The following is a 25,573-nucleotide window of genomic DNA, read 5'->3' as shown; positions in this document are numbered from 1 at the left end:
GTCACTCCTGGGTGGAAGGGGCCGTGAGGCTTCGCCAGAGGCCGTCGTTCGCGGGCAGGCGTGACGCCTCGGTCACCAGTTGTTCGAGCTGCTCCGGGCTGCGCGCACCGACGAGGATCGACGTCACGAAGGGGCAGTGCACCAGCCACCAGGTGGCCAGGCCCGACGGTGACAGCGCGTGGGCGGCGGCCTTCGCCTTGAGCTGTTCGACGCGGGCCGCGTTCTCCGGAGTCCAGGCCTTCGCGTAGAGGTCCCTGCGCTGTCCGATGCGCGTGCCCTCCGGAATGTCACCCGCGATGGCGTACCTGCCGCTCAGCAGGCCGCCCGCCAGTGGTGAATAGGGCGTGTACTGGAGCCCCAGCTTCGCGCAGGACTCCAGCACGCCGTTGTGTGCGTCATCCTGTTCGAGCAGGTTGAAGCGGTTCTGGATCCAGCCGAACCCCACCGGGCCGCCTGAGCGCGGAGCAGCACGGCGCAAGAGATCGCTCGCGGTCACGTTCGACAGGCCGAAGCGGCGGACCTTGCCCGCCCTCACCAAGGACTGGAAGGTGTCCAGGACGTCGTCCCACGGCGTGGCAGGGTCCGGCACATGCGCCAGGAAGAAGTCGAGCGTGTCGACGCGGAGCCGTGCGAGCGACCGGTCCACCTCCGCGAACACGTGCTTCCGCCCGAGCCCGCCGCGAAGGCCCACCTTGGAGGAGATGAGCACCCGGTCCCGCATCGCGGCGCCGCGCGACGCCAGCCACGCCCCGATGATGGCCTCACTGGCGCCGTCCGCGTAGGTACCCGCCGTGTCGATGAGGTTGATGCCGAGTGCCACCGCGCGATCCAGGAGCGCGTGCGCTTCGGCTTCGGTCTCCCCCTGCCCCAGCAGCTTCCTGGAGCTTCCGATGCCCCCGAAGTTGGCCGCCCCCAACGCGAAGACCGATACATCGATGCCGCCAAGCTTGCGGTAGATCACGTCCGCCATGCCTCCGGGAAGGGCAAAGCCAGATCGCCCTCCCCCGTCCCGGTGGATGCAGGCTGGCCCAGCAACGTGAAGTGCGCCGTGTAGGTCGCGGCGGGCTCGCCCTCGTCGATGAAGACCTGCGACGTCGCCGTGAGCCGCACCTTGCCTCCCTGACGAAGCGTGTCCGCTTCCATCGCGGGCAACGTGTCGCAGCGTGCCCGGTAGTCACAGGTGATGGGCCGGTGGATGGCGAACTCGCAGCGGCGAAGGAGGATCTGCACGGCGAGCCGCTCCGCCCACGCTGCTCGCACGAGCAGCAGCCAGGGAGCGAGCCCCGCGGAGGTGAACACCCCGGGACCGAAGGCCGTGCCCCGGTGGTTGAGCGAAGGCCCCAGCGGCGCCCCGAGCACGATGCGTCCGGGCTCGAAGACCTCGAAGTAGATCCCGAGGAACTTCGTCATCGGGATCCGTGCATGGAGCTCCATGGCCAGCCGCGCCAGGACCTCCTCCGGTGCAACAAGTGGCTCCCCCTTCACGGATGGCTCCACTCTGGAAGGAGGAGCACCGTCTCCTGATGTGCTCACGCTGCCTCCCTGGCGTTGAGACACGGGACCTGGAGGTCGGGCCCGGCTTCGAGCACGACGTGGTAGTGGGTGCCTCCGCTTCCCGCGGCGTTGACGCCCGCGAAGCGCGCCTCCTTCAGATCTTGCGGCTCCGTGCAGGCGCGGAGGTTGTCGGCCGCGCCAACGAGCGGGGTCGTCACGCCCAGGGTCGCCGGCACCCGCTTCGCGGCCAGCGTGAACAGTGCCTTCATCAGGCTCGCGGCTCCGGCGGCGGCACCGGTGTGACCGATGTTCGGCATGACGGCTCCCAGCGGAAGCGGCCGGGCTCGCGCGGTCCCGAGCGTCCGTCCCAGGGCCGCGAGCTCCGCGCGGTCGCTGGCGGGATGCCCACTGCCGAAACACTCCACGAAGGCGAGCGCGTCCGCCGACACGTCACACCGTGACCAGGCACGGCGGATGGCCAGGCTCATCGCGGGCTCGGAGACGAGCCCGTGGTCCTCGGGCGTTCCGAACGCGCTTCCTACCGCACGGATGATCCCGAGCACCGGGTCCCCCCGTTCCCTCGCGTCCGACAACCGTCGCAGCAGGCACACCGTGGCGCCTTCCCCAGGCAGGTACCCGTCGGACGCCGCGTCGAACACGGTCGGTGTGTCCCGTTGGGACAGGAGCCCCATCGCGCCTTCGTCGGCCATGCGCGTGACTCCGAGCCGCATGTCCGCGGTCGCCCAGAACACCGCGTCTGCTTCACGCGACGACAACCGGGCGCATGCGACCTCCAGACCTCCGATGGACGCCGCCGCGCCTCCGGCTTCGATGGCGCAGGTGGGGCCGGTCAGGTCGAACGCTCGGGCGATCCTCGCCGCCATGAAGCTGGGCGACAGGTTGAACAGGCTGCCGGCCCACAGCTCCGGCAGGTCGCTCGACAGGCGCTTCATCGCCGCGCGCACGGTCCGGGCCACTCCCTTGAGGTCCTTGCCCGTCTCGCGCAACACGCGCTGGAGGTGCTCCTCTATCTCCGGCAGACGTGCGGCGGCGACCTGGCGCAGTCCGTACTCGCTGCAGTGCTCCGCGGAGACGACCACCGGGATGTTGCTTCCCCGTTCGATGGAGACCTTCGCTGCCGCGCTTCGCGCCAGGTCCACCAGCAGGTAGTGCAGCGGATCATGCCGGAGGATGTCGGCCGGTCGTTCGCCGTACTGGCTGGCGTTGCCCGTGAACCGGGACGCGTCCAGGTCCAGCGGCGCCCCGAGCCCGAACGGCAGCCTCCGGAAGGCTCGGCGGCCGTGGAGCAGGTTCGTCCACAGCGTGCTCAGGTCGGACGCGTCCGCGAACGCACCGGCCATCCCAACGATGGCGATGGGCTCGTCGCTCCTCGCGGGATGTCTCCGCGTACTTCGCAGCAACGCCTGGGCTCGCACAGGGGAAGGCCGGTCCTCCACCACCGCGTGGTAGTTCTGGCCTCCGCTCGCGATGGCGCTGACGCCTCCCATGCGCGGCTGCTCGCCCGCTGGCCACGGCCGGGCGGTCTTCTCGACCTCGATGACCCCTCCGGGTTCGAGCAGGCTCCGGGGCTTGTCCCCGTGCACCGGCCCCGGAATGGCTCCGGACTCGAACAAGGCGAGCAGCGCGATCAGGTTCGCCAGCCCGGAAGCCTCCTTCGCATGCCCCAGGTTCCCCTTGATCGACATCACGGGCACCGGCGACGCGGGTCGGGCCTCCTCACCATGCGCCTTCAGCGCGCGATCGAAGACCTTCGCCTCCACGGCGTCACCGGCCCGCGTCCCCGTGCCGTGCGCGAGGATCACCCCCAGCTCCCGAGGCTCCACGCCTGCCTGGTCGAGCGCACGCCCCACCGCCAGCCCGTGGCCGCGCGGATTCGGGACCAGCATGTACGCCTCCGCCGCGCCGTCGTTCGCCCCGCCGACGCCGCGGATCACCCCGTGGATGGGGAGCCGCTCCTGCGTCGCCCGCTCCAGGCTCGTGAGCACCAGCAGCACCACGCCATCGGAGATGACCGTGCCGTTCCCCTTCTGGGCGAACGGGAAGCAGCCCTCGGACGACAGGAGGCGTGAGTTCGAATAGAGGACCTGGTTCACCGTGTCGACGTAGGACAGCGCGCCCGCGATGGCCCACGGCGCTCCCTTCGCGAGTTCCCGCGCCGCCAGTTCGATCGCGGCCAGACCGCCGGTGCAGTTCCCGTCCACGAGCAGCGCCTTCTCCGTGGTGCCCAGCGCCTCCGCGATGGCGCTCGCGAGCCGATGCGTGGCGCGCTCCCTCGGGTCCTCCACGAAGTCCGGCCCGAACGAATCCCGGAGCGACTGGCGCACCTTCCGGGTGAGGTCCGTCAGCTCCTGATGGGAGAACTCATTCGGATGCGCGCCGTGCACGAGGTACGGCTGGAGCTGATCCGCCACGGCCAGCACCGCGGCGTCGTAGAGCCCGTGCCCGCCACCGCGTGAGTGCGCCAGGAACACCGGGACGGGCTGCCCACCCAGTGAGCCTGGGGCCAGCCCCGCCGACTCCAGGGCCCGGTGCGCCGTCTCCACCACCCACCGCTGTTGAGAGGCGTCCTCCACGACGCCGCCCAGCAGCGTGGAGGTCCGGGCCGCGCCCACGGCCGCCGAGGGATCCAGATACAGGGCCCGGGGAATGCGCTCCTCCGGCCACTGGCCATACGTCGTCTTCCCCCCGTGGAGCACCTCCGCCAGTTCATCGAGGGTGCGAGCACCCGGCAACACAAACGCAAAACCAGAGATCGCCACCGGCGCGATCCCATCCAGTTTCCCTTTCCGCATTGTCAATCAATGTAAAGCCATGACCCGGATGCGTCCACGACCAGCCAAATCACACACATCCAGGCCGACACGCGAAGGCACCAACAGGATCCTACCTGACGTATTCAAGGGGTTTCATCGAGAGGCCGATACCGCCCTCCTGGGAGCGTCGTTCCGGAGCCTTGAGGCGGCCGATATGATTTCAAGCTGCGCGCCCCATCCACAAACACTGTCAACATCAAAATCCAGGGCGGGTTGACGCCAGACTTTTGCATCAGTATATCAAGACAGACATCGCGGCCGTTGCCTGACTATCGGCTGCCGCTCCATTCCCCCTCATCCCCTGGACAGCCATGAAAAGACTCGATCCGAGCCGTCTCAAGGATTCGTTCATCAACGTCTCCACCTTCCCGGCGGACCTGGGTGAAGGCCGCTCGGCGGCTCCGGCCGGCGCGCTGCTCGACGCCGTGGTGGAGGCCGTGGAGAAGAAGAACGGGTTCGCGGTGGTGTTCGGCGTGAACAAGCTGCTCGCGGATCGCGGGCTGGACCTCCACACCGAGTCCGGCGCCGCGCTGGCCCGCGACTACCTGGAGGGCATCTTCCGGGCGATCGCGCCGCGCTTCGACCTGGCCCGCTACAGCCCCACGCCCATCGCCTACGACCGCGTGGCCAAGATGGACGTGGACGGGTTCAACAAGAACCGCAACTTCACGCCCAACAGCGACCACACGGAGAGCCGCGAGTTCGTCACCACGAAGTGCGTCCACTTCGACTCGGCGACGCCGTTCATCGCGAACCTCTACGGCCCCAACCAGAACATCAGCGGCGGCATGCCGATGATCTGCGACACGCGCCGGTTCTGCCAGGACAAGGGCCTGGACCCGCGCTCGCTCATCGAGAACATCCCCAACAACTACAACGTCGCCGTGAAGGCGGAGTTCTCCGAGGAGATCCTGCGCGACTACTCGTTCGCGCTGAAGCTCGACCTGGAGAACGACATCGTGATGATCGTCCTCCACAACGAGGTGGTGGGCGGGCTCGCCCACGCGGCCACCCAGCCATCTCTCACCGACGCGAGCAAGGCCGCGAAGCGCCCCATCCGGCACGTCGAGTTCCAGGTCGCGGGCACCGACGACCTCCGTCGCTGGTACGACTACTACGGCCTGTCGCTGGAGAAGGCGACGAACCACAAGGACGACGCCAACATCACCCGCTTCGTCAGCGGCGAACTCAACCCGTACCCGAACATCATCGAGGTGCGGGCATGACCTCGCGACAGCACGCGGAGCGCAACGCGGCGGAGATGAAGGAGCTGCTCGCGTACCTGGACGCCCGGCCCTGGCCGGACGGCTATGAAGCGGCGCGGGTCCACTACGATTCGCTCGGGCTGCCTGTCGCCTCGGACATCGCGGTGGAGCCCGTCAGCGTGAACGGCGTCCGTGCCCAGTGGCTCACGCCGCCGGAGTGCGATCAGGGCCGCGCCCTCCTCTTCCTGCACGGCGGCGGGTTCGTCTTCGGCTCGCTCGTGAGCCATGGGCACATGGCCGCGGAGCTGGCGCGGCAGGCTCGCTGCCGGGTGCTCCAGCTCGACTACCGCCGGGCACCTGAGCACCCCTTCCCGGCCGCGCTGGACGACGCGACCAGCGCGTACCGCTGGCTGCTGGAGCGCGGGTTCAAGCCCGGCCACATCTCCATCGCGGGGGACTCCGCGGGTGGCGGCCTGGTGGTCTCCATGCAGGTCAACGCACGGGCCAAGGGGCTTCCGCTCGCGGGCGCCCTGGTGTGCATCTCTTCGTGGTTCAACCTGGGCATCCAGGGCGAGAGCTACGAGACGCGCGAGAAGGCGGACGCGCTCGTCCAGCGCAAGGTGGTGGAGGAGGTCGCCCGGCACTACCTCAACGGACAGGACGCGCGGCAGCCCACGATTTCACCCATCCACGCGGACCTCACCGGCTTCCCTCCCCTGCTCATCCAGGTGGGCGAGCGGGAGCTGCTCTTCAGCGACTCGCAGGCGATGGCGAAGAAGGCCCAGGCCCAGGGCGTGGACGTCACGTTCGAGGAGTGGCCCGACATGGTCCACGTCTGGCACCTGCACTTCCACCGCCTCAGCAGCGGCCGTGAGGCGCTCCAGCGCATCGGCCAGTTCGTGACCGACAAGACGGGAGCGCGGAAGTGACGACGCCCAACGACGCGGTGATGGGTCCCCACCTGCACCGCAACAACCAGAAGATGATCCCCGCGAGCGAGAGCGCCTGGGCCGTGGCCCGGGAGGCGAACATGCTCGACATCCGCGTGGAGGCGGTGAACGGCCAGAACCGGATGCGCGAGGTGGACACCGGGCACGAGTTCGCCAACCTGTGCTCCTGCTCCTACCTGGGGCTCAACAGCCACCCGGACGTCCTCCAGGGCGGCATCGACGCGCTGAAAAACGCGGGCATCACCGGCCTGTCGATGGCGGAGTTCCGCATCCGGCTGGGCCTGATGGAGGAGCTGGAGTTGCAGCTCGCGGACCTCTTCGGTGGGCCGGTGCTCCCCGCCGTCACCTCCAGCGCGCTCACGGCGGCCATCCTGCCGGTGCTCGGGTCGGGGCACCTGACGGACAGCGAGCCGCTGGTGATGGTGTTCGACAAGTTCGCGCACTTCTCCATGGCGTTCGTGAAGCCCATCGTCGCGGACGAGACGCGGGTGCTGAACGCCCCGCACAACGACATGAACTACCTGGAGGACGTCTGCCGGAAGTATCCGCGCGTGGCGTACGTGTGCGACGGCGTCTACTCCACGGGCGGAGCGACGGACCTCCAGGCGCTGCTCACGCTCCAGGAGAAGTACGGGCTCTTCCTCTACCTCGACGACTCGCACTCGCTCTCCACGCAGGGGAAGAACGGCGAGGGCTACATCCGCTCGCGGCTGCGCGGGATGAACGACCGCACGCTGATCATCGCCTCCATCGCCAAGGCGTTCGGCAGCACGGGCGGCATCGCGATGCTGGGCTCCCGCAAGCACAAGGACTTCCTCTACCGGACGGGCCCCATGGGCTGGTCCCAGAGCCTGCGGACGGCGGCCATCGGCACCTCCATGGGGAGCATCAAGGTCCACCGCAGCCCGGAGCTGGCGAAGCGGCAGGAGCAGCTCCGCCGGAACATCGCCCTGTTCGACGAGCACATCCAGACCGAGCAGCGCGGCGACGGCCTGCACATCAAGGTCGTGGAGGTGGGAGAACAGGACAAGGCCGTGAAGCTCTCGCGCGAGCTCTACAAGCGGGGCTTCTACTGCTCCGCGGTCTTCTTCCCCATCGTGCCCGTGGGGAAGGCGGGCATCCGCCTCATGCTGCGAGGGGACCTGCCCACGGAGCAGGTCCAGTCGTTCATCGGCCACCTGAAGGAAGTCCTCGCGACGCTGTAGGCGGGGAGCGCGCGATGGCTGCCTTCCTTTCCCACGATGTCGTCACCGCGCACGGGAACCTGCCCCGGCTCGTGCATGAGCTGGAGGCGGCGCTCACGGAGGGCCTGCATGAGCGCATGCAGGTCCCCCTGCGCGTCGCCGTCCCCTCCTCTTCCCGGCACGCCGCGTTCGTGTCGATGCCGGCCGTGTCGGAGCACCTGGGCCTCTACATCAACAAAGTGGCGACCCTCTTCGAGCGGTCCGCCACGGATCCGCTGCCCACCATGAACGGCGTGGTGGCGGCGTTCTCCGCGCGCACGGGGGAGCTGCTCGCGCTGCTCGATGGCGCGGCGGTGACGGAGCTCAAGTGCGCCGCCGTGTCCGCGCTCGTCACGGACTTCTGCGCGCGCATGGATGCCCGGACGCTGGCGGTGGCCGGCACCGGGGCGCAGGCCCGGCAGCAGGTGCTGGCGGTCCGCGCGGTCCGCCCCATCCAGGAGGTGCGGCTCTGGGCGAGGAATCCGGCCCGCTGCGGCGCGTTCGCCGCGGAGCTGCGTGCGTCCCTGGGTGAAGCGGTGCACGTCGCCGCCTGCGCGTCGCTCGACGAGGCCATCCGTGGCGCGGACGTGATTGGCACCGCGACGTCGTCGAAGACGCCGCTGGGGAGCTTCGAGGGCCTCTCCCCCAGCGTGCACATCAACTGCATGGGCGGTCACACCGTGGAGGCCCGGGAGGTGCCGCTCGAACTGCTGCGCACGTCGACGGTGATCGTCGAGGACCTGGCCACCGCGCTCGCGGAGGCCGGGCCGGTGCACGCCAACGCCGTCACCCTGGGGCAGCTCGTGCGGAGGGACAGCGGTCCCCTGCGCTCGGGCCGCACCGTCTTCAGCTCGACGGGACACGCCTTCCTGGACGTCCTCACGGTCGCGCACGTGCTGCGTGAACGCGAGCTGAGCCACTGAACCTGGAGGAGCACATGATGAAGGAGTTGCCCCGAATCGATTTGACGTCCGCGACGCCAGGGTCCGAAGCCGAGCGCCGTGCGGCGTTCGAGATCGACCGGGCCTGCAAGCAGGTGGGCTTCTTCACCCTGAGCGGTCACGGCATCGCGCCCTCGGTCTTCGAGGACGCCTATGGCCTCTCGCGGGCGTTCTTCCGCCTGCCGCTCGAGGCGAAGAACCAGTGCCGGTTGAAGTCCGGCTTCACCATGGCCGCGGACGACTACACGCCCTACGGCTACAGCGGCATGCTGGAGGAGAACGCCTTCGCGTACATGGGCCGCAAGGGGCTCCCCAGCGACTACGTGGAGAAGTTCAGCGTGGGCCGGCTCATCGAGGACGACAGCGCGAGGCTGCCGTTCAGCGAGGACGCGGAGGGCCAGCGGCTGCGTGCGGCGCTCAAGGCTTACTTCCGCGAGTGCGAGGCGCTGACGGCCCGGCTCACGGAGCTGTTCAGCATCGCGCTGGACCTGCCCCGGGACTTCTTCGCGAAGAAGACCTCCGCGTCCACCGACTCGCTGCGCTCCCTGCTCTACCCGCGGCTCAACCCGGAGCTGGTCAACGACCAGGGCATGGGCGAGCACACGGACGGGACGTTGTTGACGGTCCTGGCGCAGACGGGCCCTGGCATCCAGGTGAAGGAGCGTGGCGGCTCGTGGATCACGCCCACGCTGGAGCGGCGGGATCACCTCATCGTCAACATCGGTGACCTGATGGCCCGCTGGTCCAACGACGAATACGTGTCCACGCCACACCGGGTCGTGCTGGGCGGAGGCGAGCGTCAGTCCCTGGCGTTCTTCAAGCTCGCCAACGACGACGCGCTCATCGAGTGCTTCCCGAAGTTCTGCAAGGACACGCCCGCCAAGTACGAGCCCGTCGTCTACAAGGCCTTCTCCCTCCAGAAGATGAACGCGCTGTTCGGTGTCAACGACGCCGGACGCCCCTGAGGCCCACCCATGATCGGTGCATTCAACGAAGCGTTCCTCGCCGCCCTGGAGGAAGGATGGTCGCCCGAGCGTGATGCCAGGGCGCACGCGAGCACGATCGCCGCCATCCACGACCTGGACTCTCCCATGTACGAGAAGAGCCAGTTCGCGCACCCGCTCCTCTTCAGTGAGGCGGAGTTCCAGGAGCTGAGCCTCGCGTGCAGCCACCTGCTCTCCGCGCAGCTGAAGCTCATCGGCCACCTCATCGACACGCGCTCGCGGGAAGGCCTGTTGGACCTGCTGCGGATGCCCCGGCGGCTCGTGGACTTCATCCACTGGGACAACCTGCGCCACGGCGACGCGACGATTGGCCGGATGGACGTCGTGCCGACGCGGCAGGGGTACTTCTTCTGCGAGTTCAACATCTTCCCCGGCGTGGGCGGAGGCGAGGCCTACGAGGGCTCCCGCGCGGCCACGGAGGCGCTGGGCTTTCCCATGGCCGGGTTGATGAACAGCCCGCTGAGGGACCTCGCCGTGCTGTACGCGGAGGAGTGCCGCAAGCGGGACCTGCGCCGGGTGGTGATCCTCGACTCCAGGGGGCACTCCGGTCTGGGATATCCGCGGCAGGAATATCTGAAGGGGTACCTGGAGGAGCTGAACCCGGGCTTATCGGTCCACATCCTCGACGAGGTGAGCTACCCGGAGGCCTGGCTGAAGCGGGAGGAGGCGGAGCGCACGCTTATCCACCGCATGTTCACCTACGAAGAGGTGACGGACGGCTTCGCGTTCCTGGAGAAGCTGTGGGCGAGCGGCGCGGTGCTCACCCATGGCTTTGAACCGGAGCTGCGGATGAGCAAGCGGTTCCTCGCGCTGCTGTGCGAGCCGGGCCACCACGCGCTGTTCAGCGACAAGGAGGTGGCCGCCATCCGGAGGTACCTGCCCCACGCCTTCTCCCTGTCGGAGGGGAACCTGGCGGACGCGCTGCGCGACAAGACAGGGCTGGTCTTCAAGATCGACGACAGCAGCTCCTACGGCGGCAGCGGCGTGCTGATGGGGGCGGACTGGCCCGCGGACGTGCTGGAGCAGAAGCTGCGTGAGCCGGGCATCGAGCGGTGGATCTGCCAGCGCGTCGTGGAAGCGGAGACGGTCCGGCTGCGCGCGGCGGGTGACTCAGCCCCGGCGGAGTACCGGCTGGTGCTGGGCTTCTACTCCTATGGCGGCAAGCCCACTGGCTTCCTGGTGCGCGGCAGCCGCACTTCGAAGGTGGTGAACATCACCAGTGGAGGCAAGCTGGGGTGGGCGTTCGTCGTCTCCGAGGAAGAACGCCAGGCCTTCATCCGTCACGCGCGAGGCCGCGCGGAGGACGTCACTGCAAGGAGTGCATGAACCATGGCGGCGAACCTCATCCTTCTGGGCGCGAGGCAGTTCATCACGGAGCGGGCGTGGCAGCTGGGCCTGCGGCCGTTGATCATCCAGCAGCCGGGGCTGTCCGATGACCACGTGAACCGGCAGTCCGACCGGGTCCTGCTCATGAGCTACGACGACCCGGCGCTCATCCCCATGCTGAAGGCCGCGCACGCGGTGACTCCGTTCGTGAGCGCCATCACCGTCGCGGAGGAGGCGCTCCTCACCTGCGCGCGCATCAACGAAGCGCTGGGGCTGCGCGGGACGCCGCTGGAGCTGGTGGAGAAGACGCGCGACAAGCCGGCCATGCGGCGGGTGCTCGACTCCGGCGGGTTCTCGCCCGTGCAGTGGGCCCCGGTGAAGACGCGGGAGGAAGCCGTCGCGTTCGCCGAGCGCCAGGGCTATCCGTTCATCCTGAAGCCCGTGGACGGCGTGGGCAGCATCGACGTGCGGCTCGTGCGCTCCGCCGCGGACCTGGAGGGCGTGCTGAACGGCCGCGCGTCGTGGATCGCCGAGGAGTACCTGGACGGCCCCGAGTACTCCGTGGAGTGTTTCTCCTTCGCGGGGCGCCACGTCATCCTCGGCATCAACGAGGAGACGAAGAGCACGGACCCCAACGGCAGCGCGTTCTTGGAGGTCGCGCACCAGGTCCCCGCGCCGATGAGCCCTGAGCGGGACCGCGAGGTGCGCGACTTCATCCGGAGCTTCCTGGACGTGCTCGGGCTGAAGGACGGGCCGTCACACACGGAGCTGAAGTACACGGCGCGAGGCCCTCGCATCGTGGAGACACACACGCGGCTGGGCGGCGACCGCCTGTGGGACCTGGTCCGGCTGACCACGGGGCATGACCTGCTGGACATGACGCTCCAGTGGGCCATGGGGACGCTGAAGCCCCTGGAGGCCGACCCTGTGCCCCGAGGAGGCGCAGCCATCCAGTACTTCACCCCGCCCCCCGGCAAGCTCAAGCGCATCAACGGCGCGCTGGCGCTGAAGCGGCTGCCAGGCGTGGTGGACATCTCGCTCGCGGTGGAGCTGGGAGCCACCGTCCGCCAGGCCCTGAAGTCGGAGGACCGCGCGGGCTATGTGCTCGCCTACGCGGACACCGTGCAGCAGGCGCAAGCCGTGTGCAGGGAGGTCAGCACGCGGCTCGTGTTGGAGACCGCGTAGACAACGCGCGGTCCGGCGCAGCGGTAGGATTCGAAGCCGCACCGCGCGGTGCGAAACGTCCCACCCCATGCCGCAGCCTCATGCGACATCCGTGCAAGATGGCGGGACTGGAGTTGCGCCTCCTCGCAGTCAGCGTGGCTGGTTCGTGCTGATCTCGTGCTGGGACACCTGGAGGCCCCGGGGGCGCCGCATGCCCAGCTCGACCATCATCACCTCGCGGGATCGCTTCGCCATCTCGTGCAACTCCGACACCGCTTCCTTTCGACCGGAGGCGCCTCCTTCTCCGAGCCAGAGGCGCAGGTCCGCCGCCAGTTCCCTCGCTGTTTGGTAGCGGGCTTCCGGGCGGGGCTGGAGGAGCTTGCGCAGCGCCAGGCCCAGTCCCTGCGGAAGCGGCTCCGTCAACGACTCCAGGTCCGCTTGCGAGTAGGTCGCCGCGCGCCAGATCGCGTCCTCCACGCCCACAGGGCTTCCAGCGAGCCGAGCCCGCTTGGCGGCACGCCGGACCCGCACGCGCTGCCTGACCGAAAGTGAGCCCTTCACCTCTTCGGTCAAGGCGTCCGGGGCATCCAGGAGGTTCCTCCCCGTCGCGAGTTCAAGCAGGACGTTGCCAAGCGAGAAGAGGTCCGCTCTCGCACCCACGCGGCCCATCAGGAGCATTTCCGGGGAGGAGTAGGACGCATCCCCCTGCGGCTGGCGCACCGTCGACGAAACGTAACAGCTCGCCGCGCCCCGTCTGGACGGGGCGCGGATGAGCCCGCCGGGCATTGAAGCACGGCGCGGTGGCGTCAGTCGGAGCTGGCCGGGAGCGTGACGGTACCGGGAATCTCGATGGCGGCAAGGGCGGCGCGCAGCAGGTAGCACCCCGGGTCTTCACCGCGCAGGCGAGCCGTTTCCCCCAAGCAGGGGCGAGGCCGGAGCCGGAGAAAGAGAGCCCGTCCCTTGCCGCGACGAGGGAGGAGCCGAAGAAGGAGCGCACACCACGATTGGACTCTCGCCAGGCTGCTACGCAGGACGGAAAGCCCTGGACGTGTTCGCTTGCTCGAAGTGTGGAAACAGGAGATGCGCTCATCCAGCGCGCCTTCGCCGCCCTTTCAAAATGTCTCGAGGAAGGTCTTCATCTCGCGCAGCACCTCGTCATGGTTGGTGAGCCAGACGTAGTGCCGCGCGTGATCGAGCTTGATGCCCTTCCAGTTCGGCATGCTCATCACGCTCAGCATTTCGGCGTCCCGCTGGAGCGCCCTGGCGCTCAGGGCCCTCAACTTCTCCTGCACGGGAAGGTTCATTTGGGAGAAGCCTGGGAGGTCCTCCGCCCGCCCGGACCGAGGCTGATCCACGTAGAGGAAGAGCACGGCCGCCGTCACGGCCGCGAAGTCCACCTTCGAGAAACCCTTCATCACCCGCTCCTCCGCGTGCGGCCACTTGCGGTCGCGCAGGTAGTGCCCGGTCTTCGGATCGAACTCGTTCGCCTCGTCGAGCTCGTGCGCGGGGAACGCTCCTCCGACGTCACGCGCGACCGCGGCGGCGAGCGCGGCGCGTGAGGCCACGTCCTCGGGAGCGGGCTCGCTCGGAGGAGGCATGGGCAGGAGCGAAAGGAACTCCGCCAGCAGGTCACCGTCGGTCCTCACGTCCAGGTAGACCACCTTCTCCACGCGCTCCGGGTGATGGGTTGCCACCCAGGTGAGCTCTGTCCCGGCGGCGGAGTGGCCCACGAATGACGCCTTCGCGATTCCCAGCCCCTCCAGCACCCGGACGACGTCCTCGCCCAGGGTGGCGGTGTCGTAGCCCTGCTCGGGCCAGCTCGACGAGCCAAACCCCCGGCGGGTGACGGCGTAGACGTGATGGGCCGCGGTGAACTCCGGCGCGAAGGTGTCGAACACGTGGCCCGTGTTGCCCAGGCCCGACAGGAAGACGAGCGCGGGTCCCTGGCCTCCGAAGTCGAGCAGCTCGAGCTCGACCCCCTCGGCCACCTTCACCCGCTTCACCTGATGCAATGCGCTGGAGCCGGCAGAAGCCGGGACCGGGACGGACTTCGTCGTCACACAGGCAAACAGCGGCAAGCAGAGGAGGAGGAGCTTTCGCATGGACTGACTCAACTACAGGAATGCGGAGACCAACAGGGAAGCCCATGGGTAACAGCTCGCCGCGCCCCATCTGGACGGGGCGTGGATGAGCCCCCGCCCGGCTTCGATGGGCGCGGTGGTGTCAGTCGGAGCTAGACGGGAGAGCGTCAGCACGCCAGCCTCCGCAGCAACTGCGCCGCTTCCTCCAGGCCCAGTCCCTCCACGCGCCAGCCCTGCAGTGACACTACTGCGAAGGTAGTCGCCACTGGCGAGGGCGCGTGCTGCTTCGGCGGGTGCACCACCACGAGCTCGAGCGGCGCGGCCCCCTGCTCACTGCTCTGCGTCTTCTTGCCGCCGGGCGTCTGACCCCGCCTCCACGCCTGCAACGTCGGCTCCGACACCCCCAGCCTCTCCACCACCGCCTTCAGCGTGTCGCCCTTCTCCAGGGCATGCGCCAGGTAGCGCACCGCGTGGAAGCCTGAACTCACTTTCCGACATGCTCTTTCCTCCTCTTCGCGCAGGCCTCCGAAGGCCGACGCGTCGTGGACGACGCTACCCGTGGGATGGGCCGTCGTGGAACGACCCTGGGAGGTCATGTCGAGTTTGAGGAGGCGGGGGCGAAATCAAGCACCTACCCACCACGTCGCCCCAGGGCTGCTCAGGGCCAGCGGTGCACCACGGTCCCGGCGCCCCGATTGTACCCTTTCACCCTGCCGTCCTTGAACGCCACGGCTTCGTTCTCCACCACGAAGCAAATGGGTTGCTCCTCCTGCCCCGGGAGCTTCACTCGGTCGTACCGGACGACGAGGGCCGGCCCATCCACACGCCCCATCTTGTCGGAGAGGTAGTAGGCCTTGCCGTAGAAGCGCGTCCCACGAGGTGCGACCGCGGCCTGCCGGTCGCCGTTGACGCCTTTGGGGACCACCCCCACCACCTCCGCGCCAGCGGTGAACCACACTTCATCCCAACCTGATTGGCGGTCGTCGAGTTGAAGAATGAATGTGTCTCCGTCCCTCCAGTGAAGCTGCTCCCGCATGGCCTCATCCGCCCCAGCCGGGCAGGTAAAGGACTCGGGCCGGATCTGGGCACCCGGACAGCCCACCGCCAGCGCCGCGACAATCGCGGCGCGGAGGGCATCACCAGTGCCGCGGATGTTGGCCCGCCGTGACGTTGTTCAGCGGGTGGATGGGCAGGCACGTCCCTACAGCCGGAGTGCCTCACCGGGCTCCTGAATCGGGTCAAGGCGCTGCACGTCCGCCGATCTCGGGGAAGCGCTCATAGGCACGAAGGAGCGCGTCCAGGTGGGCGGGGTTGTCCAGGTCGAGCGGCGCGTCAGTGAGCTGCACGACCCAGCCGCCCGATGCTGTGCGCCGCGCCCGTGAAAGCAACTCGGAGTCGCGGGCCGGGTCTGGGAATCCGATGGCTTGCGCGGCAGCGGCGGACCAGTAGTTCAGCCACCCGAGGTAATAGGGAATCTCGGGCGCGCGGATCTGGTCGAGGAGTTTGAGGGCCGGCAGTCCCCGACGTGGAGACGGCGGCCCTTCCAACGTGGGAGCTGTCTGATACACGATGTCCATCGCAGCGTCGTCCGGTGTCGCATGCCCCCAGAACGCGCGCATGCCCTCCGCAACACCCTCCAGCATCTCCGCCGCTGCAGCGATGACGGCTGCGTCTAGCGGCAACTCCGCGAAGACGTCGAGCAGCGGCTGACCTGCCGGTCCGAGGCGTCCTGACCTCCCCCTTCCCGAAACCGTCACGGGGTAGCTCTCGTCTCCATTGCACAGGAGCGGGAACTTCCCGCGAGTTGCCTCGTCAACGAGCCAGGCGTCGCGTTGCGGTAACTCGATGAGGCGCCCTCCTTTGCCCACTTCCCAGTGCAAGCGCAAACCGGGCAGTGCCCGTTCCATCCCACGGACGACATTGAGTGTACGGCCATCATTGGTCATGAGCACTGGCGCGTAGACAGTCAGATTGAGGCGCTTCTGAGGGGTCATCGTTTGCATCCTGTGACGACGACATTGAGGAATCGATTCGCTCGCAGCAGCGCGTCTTTATGCGCTTGGGTGCTCACGCCGATCACGTAGGCATATCCGCATGCCGCCGCTGCGTCCTGCTCCCTTTCGATTTGCTCCAATTCCCTCGCAATCTCTTGAGCCCGGATGAAGGCATTGTACGTATCGAATTGATGGGTTTTGATCTCCCACAGCCTGCGTACGCCCACTTGCAGCGCATCGAAGCGCACTCCGCCCACGAGCACGTCCATTCCAGGGTAACGGTTGGGCGGGAACTTGTCGGCGCACTCATTGTGCGGAGCGTCCTCGCCCGCGTGGGGCACTGGAACTGGCTCGCAGCTGGCACGGCCCGTCCGGCCCACGGGCACCGGCGGTACCGGAGGCTGCCTGTTCTGCCCCGCTGGCTCGGGTTCAAGCTTGGGCTTGCGTTGTGCTTCAGCTTTCAGGGAGGACTCCTTCGTTCCACGTGAGGTCCCTGCTTCCTCGGGGTAGGCGTGGCGGAGTTCATACGCATCCAGCGCTTCCTTGATGGCGACACCGACCACCACCACGCCAAGCACGATCACGGCGCCCACGGCAATCTCAGGAGCCGCCAGCACGCAGAACCCGAGTCCCACGGCAGCCGCGTCTGCGGAGGCGACCGTGCATCTTCCCGTGGTGTCGTGGAACTCGATCCGGTCATGGTCGAGGGTCCGATAGCACTTCTCCACCAGCACAGGCCAAGGCTGGGAAGCCTCACGGACGACGCACCGTCCTCCGTCAGTCCATGGCAGCACCGCCGCACGCTGGAGATTGGCGATCCTCGGGTTTCGGGACGCGCGCTCTGCTGGGCTCGGTGCCTACGTGGCGCAAGCCGAGAGGAAGAGCAGGAGTGCGGCATAGGCGCGGAGTCGCATGATCACGTCCTTTCAGGCGAGCCAGCGAGCCGCGGGGCAATCCTGGCCGCATGTGGAGCATGCCAGCATCCATGAATATCAAGAATGCGCCGGGGCGTGGCAGCATGGCCCGGAGCGCACCAGCGGTCATGAAGCGCCCATGCCTACTTGTTGCTCGCTTCCGCGTACAACTCGAACCCATCGACGGGCATGGGTGCATGGGGGACGAGCGTCTCCACGAGAAAGAGGTTGTCGCAGTGCCTGGCGTTCGGCCCGCCAAATACGGTCTTGATTGCCGGCTCTACGCACTCTTCAGCGGGAAGAAACGCGCTGCCAGCTTGAGCGAGCCGGCGAACGATGTGCGCGGGATGTACCCGCCACTCATGGCTCTCGGGGTCGATTCGGGTGCCAAGCTGGCCGAGCCATCCCACGAGATCCGCTCGCTGTGACTCCCAAAGCTTGTCGAAGTCCGTCAGGGGGGAGTTGGAGCGGGAGGGGTAGAGCCATCCGGTAACACGCGCCTCCGGCATGGCCGACTCTGCCCATGCGGCCACTGCTGATGGATCGATGATACGAAACTGCGTCTGCAAACGCTCCATCGGCGGTTCGCTGTTCCAATAGCGCGTTATTTCTTGACCGACGAATCCCGAGAGTTCGACGCGCCCGTCGGCACCCGCCTCCATCAGGAACTCTGGGGTGCTGTCATAGATGTTGTACTGAAAGGCGGGCACGCCCAGGCGCGAGGAGAGACGTGCGAGCAGCGGCGGGGTTCCCTGCATCAGGAGTTCGAAAGGGGCGGTGCGCACGACGGTCCATCCGGGGGCCCCGTGAAAACCCGCCAGCCCCCAGCGCTGCACCTCGTCACCCAGCCCGTACTGCATGCGGTCGTGCCGTTCCCGGGTGCGCGGCTTGGGTGTTGTCAAGCGCCGCCCCCCTTCCACCAACAAGCGTGAGAGTTCTCTCTCTACCCGAGCGATATCCGCACACTGGATGAAGGCCACGTTCAGCCACGTTCCCATGAACGATGAGTCTGCCACGTGAGGCGATGTCGGCCGACGAGAAGTCCGGAGAGGGGTTGATGGACATCTCGCTCGCGGTGGAACTGGGAGCCACCATCCGCCAGGCCCTGAAGTCGGAGGACCGCGCGGGCTATGTGCTCGCCTACGCGGACACCGTGCAGCAGGCGCAAGCCGTGTGCAGGGAGGTCAGCACGCGGCTCGTGTTGGAGACCGCCTGAGGAGCCGCTGGCGTCCGCCGTCAGTACGGATGGAAGCGGGTCACGAAGGGCACGGCTTCGCTCTTCCCCTCCGGGACTCGTGTCCCGGCGACGCGCAGGAAGCCCTGCGCGTCCAGCCGCGCGACCGTGGGCTGCTCCTCACCGGGCAGGTCCGTCCGATGTGAGCGGAGGATGCTGGTGCCATTCGGGGCCAGGTGGACGACTCCCAGTCCGGATGCGCCCTTCGCATCCTGACTCCAGGTGGCGACCACGAGCGTCCCGTCCGCCAGCACGCTCGTGCCCACGACCGTGTCCCGCACGCCCGTGAAGCCCGCCGTGAAGTAGGTGTAGCCCTCGCTGCCGAAGGACGTGTCCTGCCCCGCGCTCGCGGTCAGCCGCGCCACCACGGCCTGGGTGTCCCCGTTGGAGAACACCGCCTTCCCGCCCACCAACCATTTCCCATTCGACAGCCGCTGCAGCGTTCGCGGCGTGATGTCCGGCGAGCTGAACGACGGTGAGTAGCGGAAGCTGTTGTCCAGGGTGCCGTTCGCGTTGAAGCGGCGCACGACCAGCGTGTCGAGGCTGCCCGTGGAGGTCCCAGCCACGACGACCTTGCCATCGGGCTCGGCCACGACGCACAGGCCGTCATCCTCGCGGCCCACGTCCGTGGTCGCTACGCCGTCTCCGCTGAAGGTCGTGTCTGGCGCCCCGGCCGGCGTCAGGCGGACCACCACCAGGTCCAGGCCATCGTTGTCGACGGTGCCCGCGCCGACAATGTTGCCATTGGCGTCGACGGTGACCGCGTGCAGGGTGGAGATGCCCGTGGAGAGCTGGAAGGTGCGCACGCCCGTGCCACCGAACGTGGTGTCCAGGACGCCTGCCGACGTGTACCTCGCGAGCAGCACGCTCTGGTACTTCGCCCCCGAGCAGGTGTTGGTGCCGGAGATGGCCCCGCCCGCGACGACGATGCGGCCATCCGACTGTACGGTGACGGCATCCACATAGTCGTCGTCCCCGCAGATGTCGCTGACCACCACGCCCTGCGTGCCGAACGTGGCGTCCGACGTCCCGTCCGGAAGCAGGCGCACCACCAGCACATCCCGCTGCCCCGTGGAGCCGGTGGAGCCCACGAGGATCCACTTGCCGTCGGCCTGCTCGGCCATGCCGTTGATCTTCACCGCGGGAAGGCCGAGCTCCGGCGTCGCCACGCCTTCCGTTCCGAAGGCACTGTCCAGCGCGGCAGGCGCCGGCTGCACGTCCAGCGTGACGGGGAACTCCGCACGCGTGTCGCCGCCCACTCCGATGAGTTTGAGGGAGAACCGGCCATAGGCCGCGAACTCGTCCGGGATGTAGCCCAACGGCGTCGAAGCCGCTCCCTCGGGGATGATCACCGGCAGCGCCTGGGTGGTGCGCACGTGGGGAGGCAGCCCCTCCACCGAGAGCGAGACCTCTCCGGTGAAGGCCGCATCCCGGAGGACCTGGACCGCGAGCGCGGTCGAAGTCGAAGGATTGAAACGCACCGTCTGCTCGGAAGCCGTCGACAGGGTGAACGCGGGAGGCGGCTCCCCTGCATCCGGCGTCGTGGGCTCCTCGGTGCCACCGTCCTGCTCCTGCGCGCCCCCGTCCGAGCCGCCATCCGAGGCTCCCGTCCCTGCATCCACCCCCGCATCACGGGAGGGCGTCGGGGAAGGGCCCGCGGGCGCATCCGACGAGCCGCACGCGCCCGCCATCAGGGCGGCCACCATCAGCGCGAGCGCCGAAAGGCTTCGGAGGTGGAACAGCGAACGGAGGCCAGGAGCCGGGGGACGGAGGACGATTGGGCGCATACCAGTCAGGGATGAGGGGTGCGCCCCACCTGATAAGAGATCCCGGCACCGGTGATAAATGGATCCGGAGATCAATGCCCCCGGTGCGCGGCCCGCGCAGCGTGGAGATGTACACGCGGCTGGCGTGCAGCAGGCACAGTCCGTGTGCAGGGAGGTCAGCCAGCGGTTCGTGTTGGAGGCTGCGTAGCCGGTGCGGTCTCCGGTTTCCCTCGGGTTCGTCATCCCGCCCCATCCTGTCCTCCGGTGTGTCCCTTCAACCCTCGCGGGAGGGCACACTGGGGGCTCATGGCGACTCCTTCACCGGATCGAAGGGCCACCGCCTCCGGTCAGGCTTCCTCGTCGGGGAGGAGCGTCCGAAGAAGCGCGTCGTCGGGGCCGAGCGGGCGCCATCCAGCAGGAGGGGGATTGGCGAGCAACGCATCTCCAATCCGCTTCGCACGCCCCTTATGCGTCTCGGGGGTATAGGCGATCCACCGCCCCAGCGCCTTGGCGACGGCGAATCGGTTCGCGTCGTCAAGCACACTCGGCCATCCGCCGGGAAGGCTCTGAGTCAGCATGCGCGCGAGCACATCACGCACGAAGCGCGTCACCTGCTTGTGCTGCTCCGCCTCGTAGAGCAAAGCACTCAATATCTGTACGCCTGCAACGTCGTCTGGTCCCAGCTCTTCGGCCAGAGCCACCAACGATACGGTAGGACGCGCATTTGCAAAGGCGGTGAGTGACTCGTACCCACGCTTGCGGACCCGTTCGTACAGGCGCGCCGTGACGTTGCCCCGCCAGGCATCTCCGCCGCTCATCGACTTCTCCCGGTGACGAAGTTCATCGGGACTCTGTACTCCTTCATGTTCTCCGCAACGATGTTCAGGACCTGGCTCCTCGTCAACCTCCGGGCAGCCAGGCTCTCCGCTTCGCGTAGAGCCTCCATGATCATCCGGTTCCACTCACCGGGCCAGGTGCGCCCCAGCTTCCAGTTCCCCCCACCGTGAATGGCCTCGTGGTGGGCCTTTTCCAGCCGGACGCAGAACTGGTCGATATCCATGTCGCCCCTGAAACCGCGCTGCACGAACCACTCGCGGTGCTCCTGCGGCAGGACATGGTGTTTCGGAGCGCCCGACATGCCCGCTCCCGCTCTGCCCGTCACCTGCATGCCGCGCACCTCGGGGCTGTCCCCCAGCGCTTCGCGCACGCCCTTGGGCAGGTCCTGGTGCGCCTGGGCCATCGTGACCTGTCCGCCCTGGATGAGGACGGCCGCGCCGACGGCAGGCACGGAGATGACGCCCGCCTGCACGAGCCTTCGCATCATCTCCACCCACTCGGCGGAGACCACCAGCCGCGATCCCACCATGACGCGGCCTGAACTCATTGCCAGGCCCACGCCCAGCGTCACAGGGGCCGAGGGCGGCACACGTGGCAGGGCCATCTTCATCGCGGAGATCATCGCGACCATCTCCACCGCCTGCATCGCCGCGATGACCTGCCCGCCAAGCTTCATGGTTTCGCGGGTCTCCCGATGGAGCGTGTCGAATTCACGCGTCAGCTTCCCCATCAGTTCGGGCATCGCGGTGGTCGCTGCCTCCACCCGCTCCGGGTCCAGTGAGGAAAGGTCCGTCAGCGTGGGCTCCATCAACCCCTGCACGCGATGAAGGTCCACGAAGAGTTTCTCGGCGCTGCACATGGGGCAGTGACGGAGCACGGCGTCCGCGAGGTGCAGGAAATCCACCCAGGTGGCCAAGAGGAGCGTCCCGAACTGCGCCGCCTGGAGCTTCGGCCCTGTCATGCGTAGCAGGCCCAGCTCCATGTCCGTGTCGCCGACTTCCGCGGCCACCTCCGTCAATGTAGTGGCGCTCCCAAGCGCGCCATGGAGCCACGTCACCTGCTTGGAGCCCTGGTCGAGGTAGCGCGTGAAGACGCCGCTAAGGCTCCAGCCCCAGGGGTCTGGAGGACGGGCCGCCAGTTGGGTGAACGCTGCTTCGACGCTGCGCAGGGAACCCTTCACTTCGTCCGTGGCATCGAGGACTGCCTGCCGTGTCGATGCAGCGCGCAGGGCCCCGCCCCCAACAGCGCCCTCCCTGCCGACGTCTCCCACGGCGGTCACGTCGTCACGCGGCGGCTGGCGACGCAGGAGCCGCTGCTGGGGCCCGGAGATGGCGCGTGGGCGGAAGTCTCGGGCGCGCGGGGGCTCATCGCTCGGAGTCTCCACCCACGCGGGCGAGGAGTCCTCTCGCGGTGCGTAGCTCAAGCTTCGGCCACGCGCAGGCACTTGAGACACGGAAGAGCATCCCGTGACCATCAGCACCAGGACCAGCAAGAGGGCATCAGCGCGCATATTCCCCCCAGGCCCACCGAGGCGAACGCCCCTGGCCGCAGCGTCCCCTCTGGCGCGGCGGTGGGATGGAACCCGCCGTCGCACGCACGCCGCCGTCGCTCTTCGCGAAGGTGAATGTCAGGCCCATGGACCACCATCCTCCGTCCTCTACCCGACCGGCTCCTCCGGCAAGCCCCAGGGCGTGAGGGTGTCACACCTGTGCGTGGCGGACTTCTTCAGCGCCATGGATGCACGTGGGGGCGCGGCCCCCGTGGACACCCGGCTGGAGGTGTCCCGCCGGGCCTGCGACGGCTCCGTGCTGGAGCTGCTGTGGGCGCTCCTGCGCGGGTTCAGGGTCCAGGTGCGGGACGCGGTGTGACGCCCGCCGGGAGCTTCGGCGCCCACCACCGCGCGATGAGCGCCGCCCCCAGGAGGCTCGTCAGGCAGACCAGGAGGCCGGACTCGCCCACCCAGAGCGAGGCATCGCTCGATGAAGCGTCGAACGCGGCCTGCACCACCGCGTTGGAGCTGGAGTGCAGCATGACGGCCGGCCAGACGCTCCCGGTGGTGAAGCGCAGCCGCGCCATCACGTAGGACGCCGCCAGGATGGGGATCAGGAACAACGCCGGCGACAGCCAGGGCTCCGGCCCCACCCGGTAGCGACCGCTCACCAGGAGCGGCAGGTGCCAGGCCCACCAGATGAGCCCGCTCCACAGCACCGGGTAGCGCACCCCCGCCGCCACCAGCCGCGTCAGCAGGTAGCCGCGCCAGCCCAGCTCCTCCCCCGTCGCCGTCACCGCCGAGATGAGCAGTCCCCCGGTGAGGTTGATGGCGAGCAGCACCCCGAACCGGGCCACTGGGGGGAGTCCCTCCAGTCCGAAGTCGCGGAGCGTCGGCGGGGTGAAGGCCACCAGCCCGGCCCCCCACGCCACGCCATAGGCGAGCCCCGCAGCCAGCGCCGGCAGCAGCCACGCCACCAGCAGGGCCCGGCGTCCCTGCGCGCCGCCCAGGCGGAACGACACGTCCTGGAAGCCCTCGCGCAGGGCCAGCCGGGCCACGACCGACGCCAGGGCCGGCGTCCACATGAACGCCAGGGCCAGGCCGACATGCTCCTCCAACAGCCCCTGCGTGCGCAGCAGCGCCGCCATGCACGCGGCCAGGAGCAGCGCCAGCACGCAGAGGAAGAGCGCCACACCCCGGCGCGCCCTCCCCGCCTCGGATCCTCCAGGCCCGGCCACTACGCCCACCACTTCTGCCCGTCGAGCCGGCCCTGCGCGGCGTCCACCATCTGGTCCACCGCCCCGCTCTTGCCGAGGATGACATCGCAGCGCTCCAGCAGCTCGATCTCCACGTCGGTGAGCTCCGGATGCCACAGGTCCGCCAGCAGCACGAAGCGCGTCTGCGCGCTGTCGTTCCAGACCTCGTGCTCGAAGCTCTCGTCGAACACCAGGCACCGGCCGGGCTGCCACGTCCGCGACTCCGAGCCCACGCGGAAGCGGCAGTCCGGCGGGATGACGAGGCCCAGGTGCACCGTCAGCCGGACGTTCATCGGCCCGCAGTGCGGCTCGATGTGCCCTCCCGGGTTCACCGCCGACAGCATGGCCATGCTCCCCGCGCCGGAGCGCGGAATCGCATCCACCAGCCGCGCCGTCCTGGGGAACAGCTCGCGATTCTGGAGCACCTTCTGGGAGTTGCCCTTGAGATAGACGACGTTCCAGTCCGCGCGCTCCTGGTTCCCTTCCGGGAAGCGCTGGAAGCCCTGCCGCGTCTCCAGCACCGCCAGCAGCTCCTCCCGGACCCCGGCCGCCGCCGACTCCAGCAGCTCCACGGTGGCGGCGACGGCGGGATAGCGGGACGCCTCATGCCAGGGCCGCGCCGTCAGCCCCGGGAAATAGAACGCCGGATCCTGCAACGGCGCGAGCGGGGGACGGGGCACCGCGCCGGCGGCGCCCAGCAGGGCCTGCTCGAAGCGCTCCAGCTCGGACGGGGCGAACCGCCCCCGCGCCTCGGTCAGCAGCTGCTGGATGGCTTCGAACTGCGACTCGGACACGAAGGGCTGATGCATGGACGTCCTTCCTCGAAGTGGGCGCCGCTCCCGGGCAGGCCCCGCGAACGGATGCTCAGGCGTATTCCTTGAACGCTTGCGCCGCGGCGCGCGAATAGATGGCCTCACCGTGGGTGTAGCGGCCGTCCTGGTAGCGCCACAGGTAGATGAGCCCGAACCCCGCGGCCTTCAGGTAGGCATCCACCTCGTCGAAGGTGGCGCAGCCGTCGTAGCGGCGCACGAAGTTGACCTCGGTGAAGATGGCTTCGATGTGGGGGAGGATCTCCCGGGCCCCCTGGAGCACCTTCAATTCGGAGCCCTGGGTGTTGATGTAGAGCGTGTTGTACGCCTCCGCCTTGCCCGCGAGCAGCGTGTCCAGCCGCGCGGCCGGCACCTCGCTGCGCTGCACCGGGTGGCGGTCCACCAGCTCCGGGCCGGCCACCTTGAGCCAGTAGTCCCGGTCCGGCTCCAGCGTGGAGTTCAGCGTCGGCACGTCGCTCACCGCGAAGTACGGCGTCGTGCCATCGCGGTCCCCCACCGCCACGTTCACGCACTGCACGCCCTCGAACCGGGGCGCCACCTGCCGCAGCTGGGCGAAGGCGACCGGGTTCGGCTCGATGGCGAGGATGGGCTTGAAGCCGCCGGCCGAGAAGAGCGGCACATGCTCACCCACGTGCGCTCCCGCGTAGATGAGCCCCCGGGGCTCCGTGCCCGCGGGCAGCGCGGAGCAGAGCATCGTCTTCCACCAGGCCGCGCCAAACTCGACGCCATCGCTGGCGACTTCGACAACAGGGAGGGTCTGCGTCATGGGTTTCCTTTACCATGTCCAAGGGACTGCCCGTCTGTCATTGGCAATCCGGTTTCAAGTTCCACGGCCCGCACGCGCGGATGGAGCAGGGCCGTCACCGCCACTGCCATTGCGCAGACGCCGCCCAGCACGAACAGCAACGACAGTCCCCGTCCGGGGCCATGAAGCCGGCCTTGGTGAAGTTCACCGTCACGGCGGGAGACAGCAGCAGGTTCACGCCGCCGACGACCGCCAGCGTGGACTCGCCGCGCAGCAGGCTCTGGCA

General features: G+C 68.5%; 25 protein-coding genes and 1 pseudogene. 9 read left to right on the top strand and 17 right to left on the bottom strand.

Annotation, left to right across the window (positions count from 1 at the left end):
- Position 1 precedes the first annotated feature (1 nt).
- Genes D7W82_RS19630 through D7W82_RS19620 form a run of 3 tightly spaced genes read right to left on the bottom strand, consistent with a single transcriptional unit; the run spans position 2 to position 4,274 of the window.
- On the bottom strand, positions 2 to 970 hold the full coding sequence (locus tag D7W82_RS19630; RefSeq protein ID WP_120619808.1) for an aldo/keto reductase: 969 nt from the start codon (positions 968 to 970) through the stop codon (positions 2 to 4).
- The gene (locus tag D7W82_RS19625; RefSeq protein ID WP_120619807.1) at positions 958 to 1,485 is read right to left on the bottom strand and encodes a YiiD C-terminal domain-containing protein; all 528 of its coding nucleotides are present in this window, start codon (positions 1,483 to 1,485) and stop codon (positions 958 to 960) included. The genes D7W82_RS19630 and D7W82_RS19625 overlap by 13 nt, the downstream gene beginning before the upstream one ends.
- A 44-nt stretch (positions 1,486 to 1,529) precedes the next feature.
- Complete coding sequence (locus D7W82_RS19620; RefSeq protein ID WP_158617695.1) at positions 1,530 to 4,274, bottom strand: polyketide synthase; 2,745 nt, start codon at positions 4,272 to 4,274, stop codon at positions 1,530 to 1,532.
- A gap of 365 nt (positions 4,275 to 4,639) precedes the next feature.
- Between D7W82_RS19620 and D7W82_RS19615 the strand changes: the two genes are divergently transcribed.
- From D7W82_RS19615 to D7W82_RS19585, 7 genes are read left to right on the top strand one after another with little or no spacing between them, the layout of a single operon-like run.
- Entirely contained in the window at positions 4,640 to 5,554 is a 915-nt protein-coding gene (locus D7W82_RS19615; RefSeq protein ID WP_120619805.1) for a hypothetical protein, read from the top strand.
- On the top strand, positions 5,551 to 6,462 hold the full coding sequence (locus D7W82_RS19610) for an alpha/beta hydrolase (protein ID WP_120619804.1): 912 nt from the start codon (positions 5,551 to 5,553) through the stop codon (positions 6,460 to 6,462). Before D7W82_RS19615 ends, D7W82_RS19610 begins: the two co-directional genes overlap by 4 nt.
- Positions 6,459 to 7,688 (top strand): aminotransferase class I/II-fold pyridoxal phosphate-dependent enzyme, encoded by a 1,230-nt coding sequence (locus D7W82_RS19605; protein ID WP_199727788.1) that lies wholly within the window; start codon positions 6,459 to 6,461, stop codon positions 7,686 to 7,688. The genes D7W82_RS19610 and D7W82_RS19605 overlap by 4 nt, the downstream gene beginning before the upstream one ends.
- 14 nt (positions 7,689 to 7,702) lie before the next feature.
- The gene (locus D7W82_RS19600) at positions 7,703 to 8,629 is read left to right on the top strand and encodes an ornithine cyclodeaminase family protein (RefSeq protein ID WP_120619803.1); all 927 of its coding nucleotides are present in this window, start codon (positions 7,703 to 7,705) and stop codon (positions 8,627 to 8,629) included.
- 14 nt (positions 8,630 to 8,643) lie between these two features.
- Positions 8,644 to 9,612, top strand: coding sequence for an isopenicillin N synthase family oxygenase (locus D7W82_RS19595; RefSeq protein WP_120619802.1), 969 nt, complete (start codon positions 8,644 to 8,646; stop codon positions 9,610 to 9,612).
- A gap of 9 nt (positions 9,613 to 9,621) precedes the next feature.
- Complete coding sequence (locus tag D7W82_RS19590; protein ID WP_120619801.1) at positions 9,622 to 10,977, top strand: hypothetical protein; 1,356 nt, start codon at positions 9,622 to 9,624, stop codon at positions 10,975 to 10,977.
- Between the two features lie 3 nt (positions 10,978 to 10,980).
- Positions 10,981 to 12,162, top strand: coding sequence for an ATP-grasp domain-containing protein (locus tag D7W82_RS19585; protein ID WP_120619800.1), 1,182 nt, complete (start codon positions 10,981 to 10,983; stop codon positions 12,160 to 12,162).
- Positions 12,163 to 12,291: 129 nt separating this feature from the next.
- On the opposite strand, the gene D7W82_RS41610 is transcribed toward D7W82_RS19585, so the two are convergent.
- The 7 genes and pseudogenes from D7W82_RS41610 to D7W82_RS19550 all read right to left on the bottom strand — a co-directional run bounded on the left by D7W82_RS41610 (position 12,292) and on the right by D7W82_RS19550 (position 18,128).
- Positions 12,292 to 12,618 (bottom strand): hypothetical protein, encoded by a 327-nt coding sequence (locus D7W82_RS41610; RefSeq protein ID WP_233587802.1) that lies wholly within the window; start codon positions 12,616 to 12,618, stop codon positions 12,292 to 12,294.
- A 635-nt stretch (positions 12,619 to 13,253) separates the two neighbouring features.
- Positions 13,254 to 14,243, bottom strand: coding sequence for an alpha/beta fold hydrolase (locus D7W82_RS19575; RefSeq protein ID WP_233587801.1), 990 nt, complete (start codon positions 14,241 to 14,243; stop codon positions 13,254 to 13,256).
- A 146-nt stretch (positions 14,244 to 14,389) separates the two neighbouring features.
- A complete protein-coding gene (locus D7W82_RS19570; protein ID WP_120619798.1) occupies positions 14,390 to 14,710 on the bottom strand; it encodes a hypothetical protein in 321 nt (106 codons plus the stop codon).
- Positions 14,711 to 14,880: 170 nt separating this feature from the next.
- Positions 14,881 to 15,345 (bottom strand): annotated as a pseudogene (locus D7W82_RS19565) (serine/threonine protein kinase); the annotation flags it as partial.
- A gap of 115 nt (positions 15,346 to 15,460) precedes the next feature.
- Positions 15,461 to 16,216 carry a DUF5953 family protein gene (locus D7W82_RS19560; RefSeq protein ID WP_120619797.1) on the bottom strand — a complete coding sequence of 252 codons (756 nt, stop codon included), beginning with the start codon at positions 16,214 to 16,216 and terminating at the stop codon, positions 15,461 to 15,463.
- On the bottom strand, positions 16,213 to 16,950 hold the full coding sequence (locus D7W82_RS19555; protein WP_370451044.1) for a DUF6310 domain-containing protein: 738 nt from the start codon (positions 16,948 to 16,950) through the stop codon (positions 16,213 to 16,215). The genes D7W82_RS19560 and D7W82_RS19555 overlap by 4 nt, the downstream gene beginning before the upstream one ends.
- A 323-nt stretch (positions 16,951 to 17,273) precedes the next feature.
- The gene (locus tag D7W82_RS19550; protein ID WP_147439395.1) at positions 17,274 to 18,128 is read right to left on the bottom strand and encodes a hypothetical protein; all 855 of its coding nucleotides are present in this window, start codon (positions 18,126 to 18,128) and stop codon (positions 17,274 to 17,276) included.
- 5 nt (positions 18,129 to 18,133) lie between these two features.
- Here D7W82_RS19550 and D7W82_RS19545 point away from each other — a divergent pair, with 5 nt between their 5' ends.
- Positions 18,134 to 18,346, top strand: a complete 213-nt coding sequence (locus D7W82_RS19545) for a hypothetical protein (RefSeq protein ID WP_147439394.1) — start codon at positions 18,134 to 18,136, stop codon at positions 18,344 to 18,346.
- 20 nt (positions 18,347 to 18,366) lie between these two features.
- On the opposite strand, the gene D7W82_RS19540 is transcribed toward D7W82_RS19545, so the two are convergent.
- The 3 genes from D7W82_RS19540 to D7W82_RS19530 all read right to left on the bottom strand — a co-directional run bounded on the left by D7W82_RS19540 (position 18,367) and on the right by D7W82_RS19530 (position 22,147).
- A complete protein-coding gene (locus D7W82_RS19540; RefSeq protein ID WP_158617694.1) occupies positions 18,367 to 20,070 on the bottom strand; it encodes a hypothetical protein in 1,704 nt (567 codons plus the stop codon).
- Between the two features lie 407 nt (positions 20,071 to 20,477).
- Positions 20,478 to 20,948, bottom strand: a complete 471-nt coding sequence (locus D7W82_RS19535) for an NUDIX hydrolase (RefSeq protein ID WP_120619793.1) — start codon at positions 20,946 to 20,948, stop codon at positions 20,478 to 20,480.
- Positions 20,945 to 22,147: a DUF2380 domain-containing protein gene (locus D7W82_RS19530; protein WP_233587800.1), complete on the bottom strand. Its 1,203-nt coding sequence runs from the start codon at positions 22,145 to 22,147 to the stop codon at positions 20,945 to 20,947. Before D7W82_RS19530 ends, D7W82_RS19535 begins: the two co-directional genes overlap by 4 nt.
- Positions 22,148 to 22,658: 511 nt before the next feature.
- Here D7W82_RS19530 and D7W82_RS40555 point away from each other — a divergent pair.
- The gene (locus tag D7W82_RS40555; RefSeq protein ID WP_158617693.1) at positions 22,659 to 22,835 is read left to right on the top strand and encodes a hypothetical protein; all 177 of its coding nucleotides are present in this window, start codon (positions 22,659 to 22,661) and stop codon (positions 22,833 to 22,835) included.
- On the opposite strand, the gene D7W82_RS19525 is transcribed toward D7W82_RS40555, so the two are convergent.
- The 4 genes from D7W82_RS19525 to D7W82_RS42560 form a co-directional block, all read right to left on the bottom strand.
- Entirely contained in the window at positions 22,807 to 23,649 is an 843-nt protein-coding gene (locus D7W82_RS19525; protein ID WP_120619791.1) for a CPBP family intramembrane glutamic endopeptidase, read from the bottom strand. The two genes, D7W82_RS40555 and D7W82_RS19525, sit on opposite strands and share 29 nt — an antisense overlap.
- Before the next feature lie 44 nt (positions 23,650 to 23,693).
- The gene (locus D7W82_RS19520) at positions 23,694 to 24,521 is read right to left on the bottom strand and encodes an aspartyl/asparaginyl beta-hydroxylase domain-containing protein (RefSeq protein WP_120619790.1); all 828 of its coding nucleotides are present in this window, start codon (positions 24,519 to 24,521) and stop codon (positions 23,694 to 23,696) included.
- A gap of 55 nt (positions 24,522 to 24,576) precedes the next feature.
- Positions 24,577 to 25,308 (bottom strand): FkbM family methyltransferase, encoded by a 732-nt coding sequence (locus D7W82_RS19515; RefSeq protein WP_120619789.1) that lies wholly within the window; start codon positions 25,306 to 25,308, stop codon positions 24,577 to 24,579.
- 94 nt (positions 25,309 to 25,402) lie between these two features.
- Complete coding sequence (locus tag D7W82_RS42560) at positions 25,403 to 25,561, bottom strand: beta-ketoacyl synthase N-terminal-like domain-containing protein (protein WP_370451045.1); 159 nt, start codon at positions 25,559 to 25,561, stop codon at positions 25,403 to 25,405.
- Between the last annotated feature and the right edge of the window lie 12 nt (positions 25,562 to 25,573).

Source organism: Corallococcus sp. CA049B, from assembly GCF_003611685.1.
In the GTDB taxonomy this organism is placed as follows: Bacteria; Myxococcota; Myxococcia; order Myxococcales; family Myxococcaceae; genus Corallococcus; species Corallococcus coralloides.
Note: the sequence above shows the minus strand (reverse complement) of the source record. Positions and strands in the feature narration are given on the sequence as shown.

What these genes read in the sequence shown, in the direction of transcription:
- D7W82_RS19615 (WP_120619805.1), top strand. Translation starts at nt 4,640, where the DNA reads ATGAAAAGACTCGATCCGAGCCGTCTCAAGGATTCGTTCATCAACGTC.
- D7W82_RS19575 (WP_233587801.1), bottom strand. Translation starts at nt 14,243, where the DNA reads ATGCGAAAGCTCCTCCTCCTCTGCTTGCCGCTGTTTGCCTGTGTGACG.
- D7W82_RS19535 (WP_120619793.1), bottom strand. Translation starts at nt 20,948, where the DNA reads ATGAGCGGCGGAGATGCCTGGCGGGGCAACGTCACGGCGCGCCTGTAC.
- D7W82_RS19595 (WP_120619802.1), top strand. Translation starts at nt 8,644, where the DNA reads ATGATGAAGGAGTTGCCCCGAATCGATTTGACGTCCGCGACGCCAGGG.
- D7W82_RS19610 (WP_120619804.1), top strand. Translation starts at nt 5,551, where the DNA reads ATGACCTCGCGACAGCACGCGGAGCGCAACGCGGCGGAGATGAAGGAG.
- D7W82_RS19550 (WP_147439395.1), bottom strand. Translation starts at nt 18,128, where the DNA reads ATGGGAACGTGGCTGAACGTGGCCTTCATCCAGTGTGCGGATATCGCT.
- D7W82_RS19520 (WP_120619790.1), bottom strand. Translation starts at nt 24,521, where the DNA reads ATGCATCAGCCCTTCGTGTCCGAGTCGCAGTTCGAAGCCATCCAGCAG.
- D7W82_RS19585 (WP_120619800.1), top strand. Translation starts at nt 10,981, where the DNA reads ATGGCGGCGAACCTCATCCTTCTGGGCGCGAGGCAGTTCATCACGGAG.
- D7W82_RS19600 (WP_120619803.1), top strand. Translation starts at nt 7,703, where the DNA reads ATGGCTGCCTTCCTTTCCCACGATGTCGTCACCGCGCACGGGAACCTG.
- D7W82_RS19630 (WP_120619808.1), bottom strand. Translation starts at nt 970, where the DNA reads ATGGCGGACGTGATCTACCGCAAGCTTGGCGGCATCGATGTATCGGTC.
- D7W82_RS19560 (WP_120619797.1), bottom strand. Translation starts at nt 16,216, where the DNA reads ATGACCCCTCAGAAGCGCCTCAATCTGACTGTCTACGCGCCAGTGCTC.
- D7W82_RS19515 (WP_120619789.1), bottom strand. Translation starts at nt 25,308, where the DNA reads ATGACGCAGACCCTCCCTGTTGTCGAAGTCGCCAGCGATGGCGTCGAG.
- D7W82_RS19540 (WP_158617694.1), bottom strand. Translation starts at nt 20,070, where the DNA reads ATGGTGGCCGCCCTGATGGCGGGCGCGTGCGGCTCGTCGGATGCGCCC.
- D7W82_RS19545 (WP_147439394.1), top strand. Translation starts at nt 18,134, where the DNA reads ATGAGTCTGCCACGTGAGGCGATGTCGGCCGACGAGAAGTCCGGAGAG.
- D7W82_RS19590 (WP_120619801.1), top strand. Translation starts at nt 9,622, where the DNA reads ATGATCGGTGCATTCAACGAAGCGTTCCTCGCCGCCCTGGAGGAAGGA.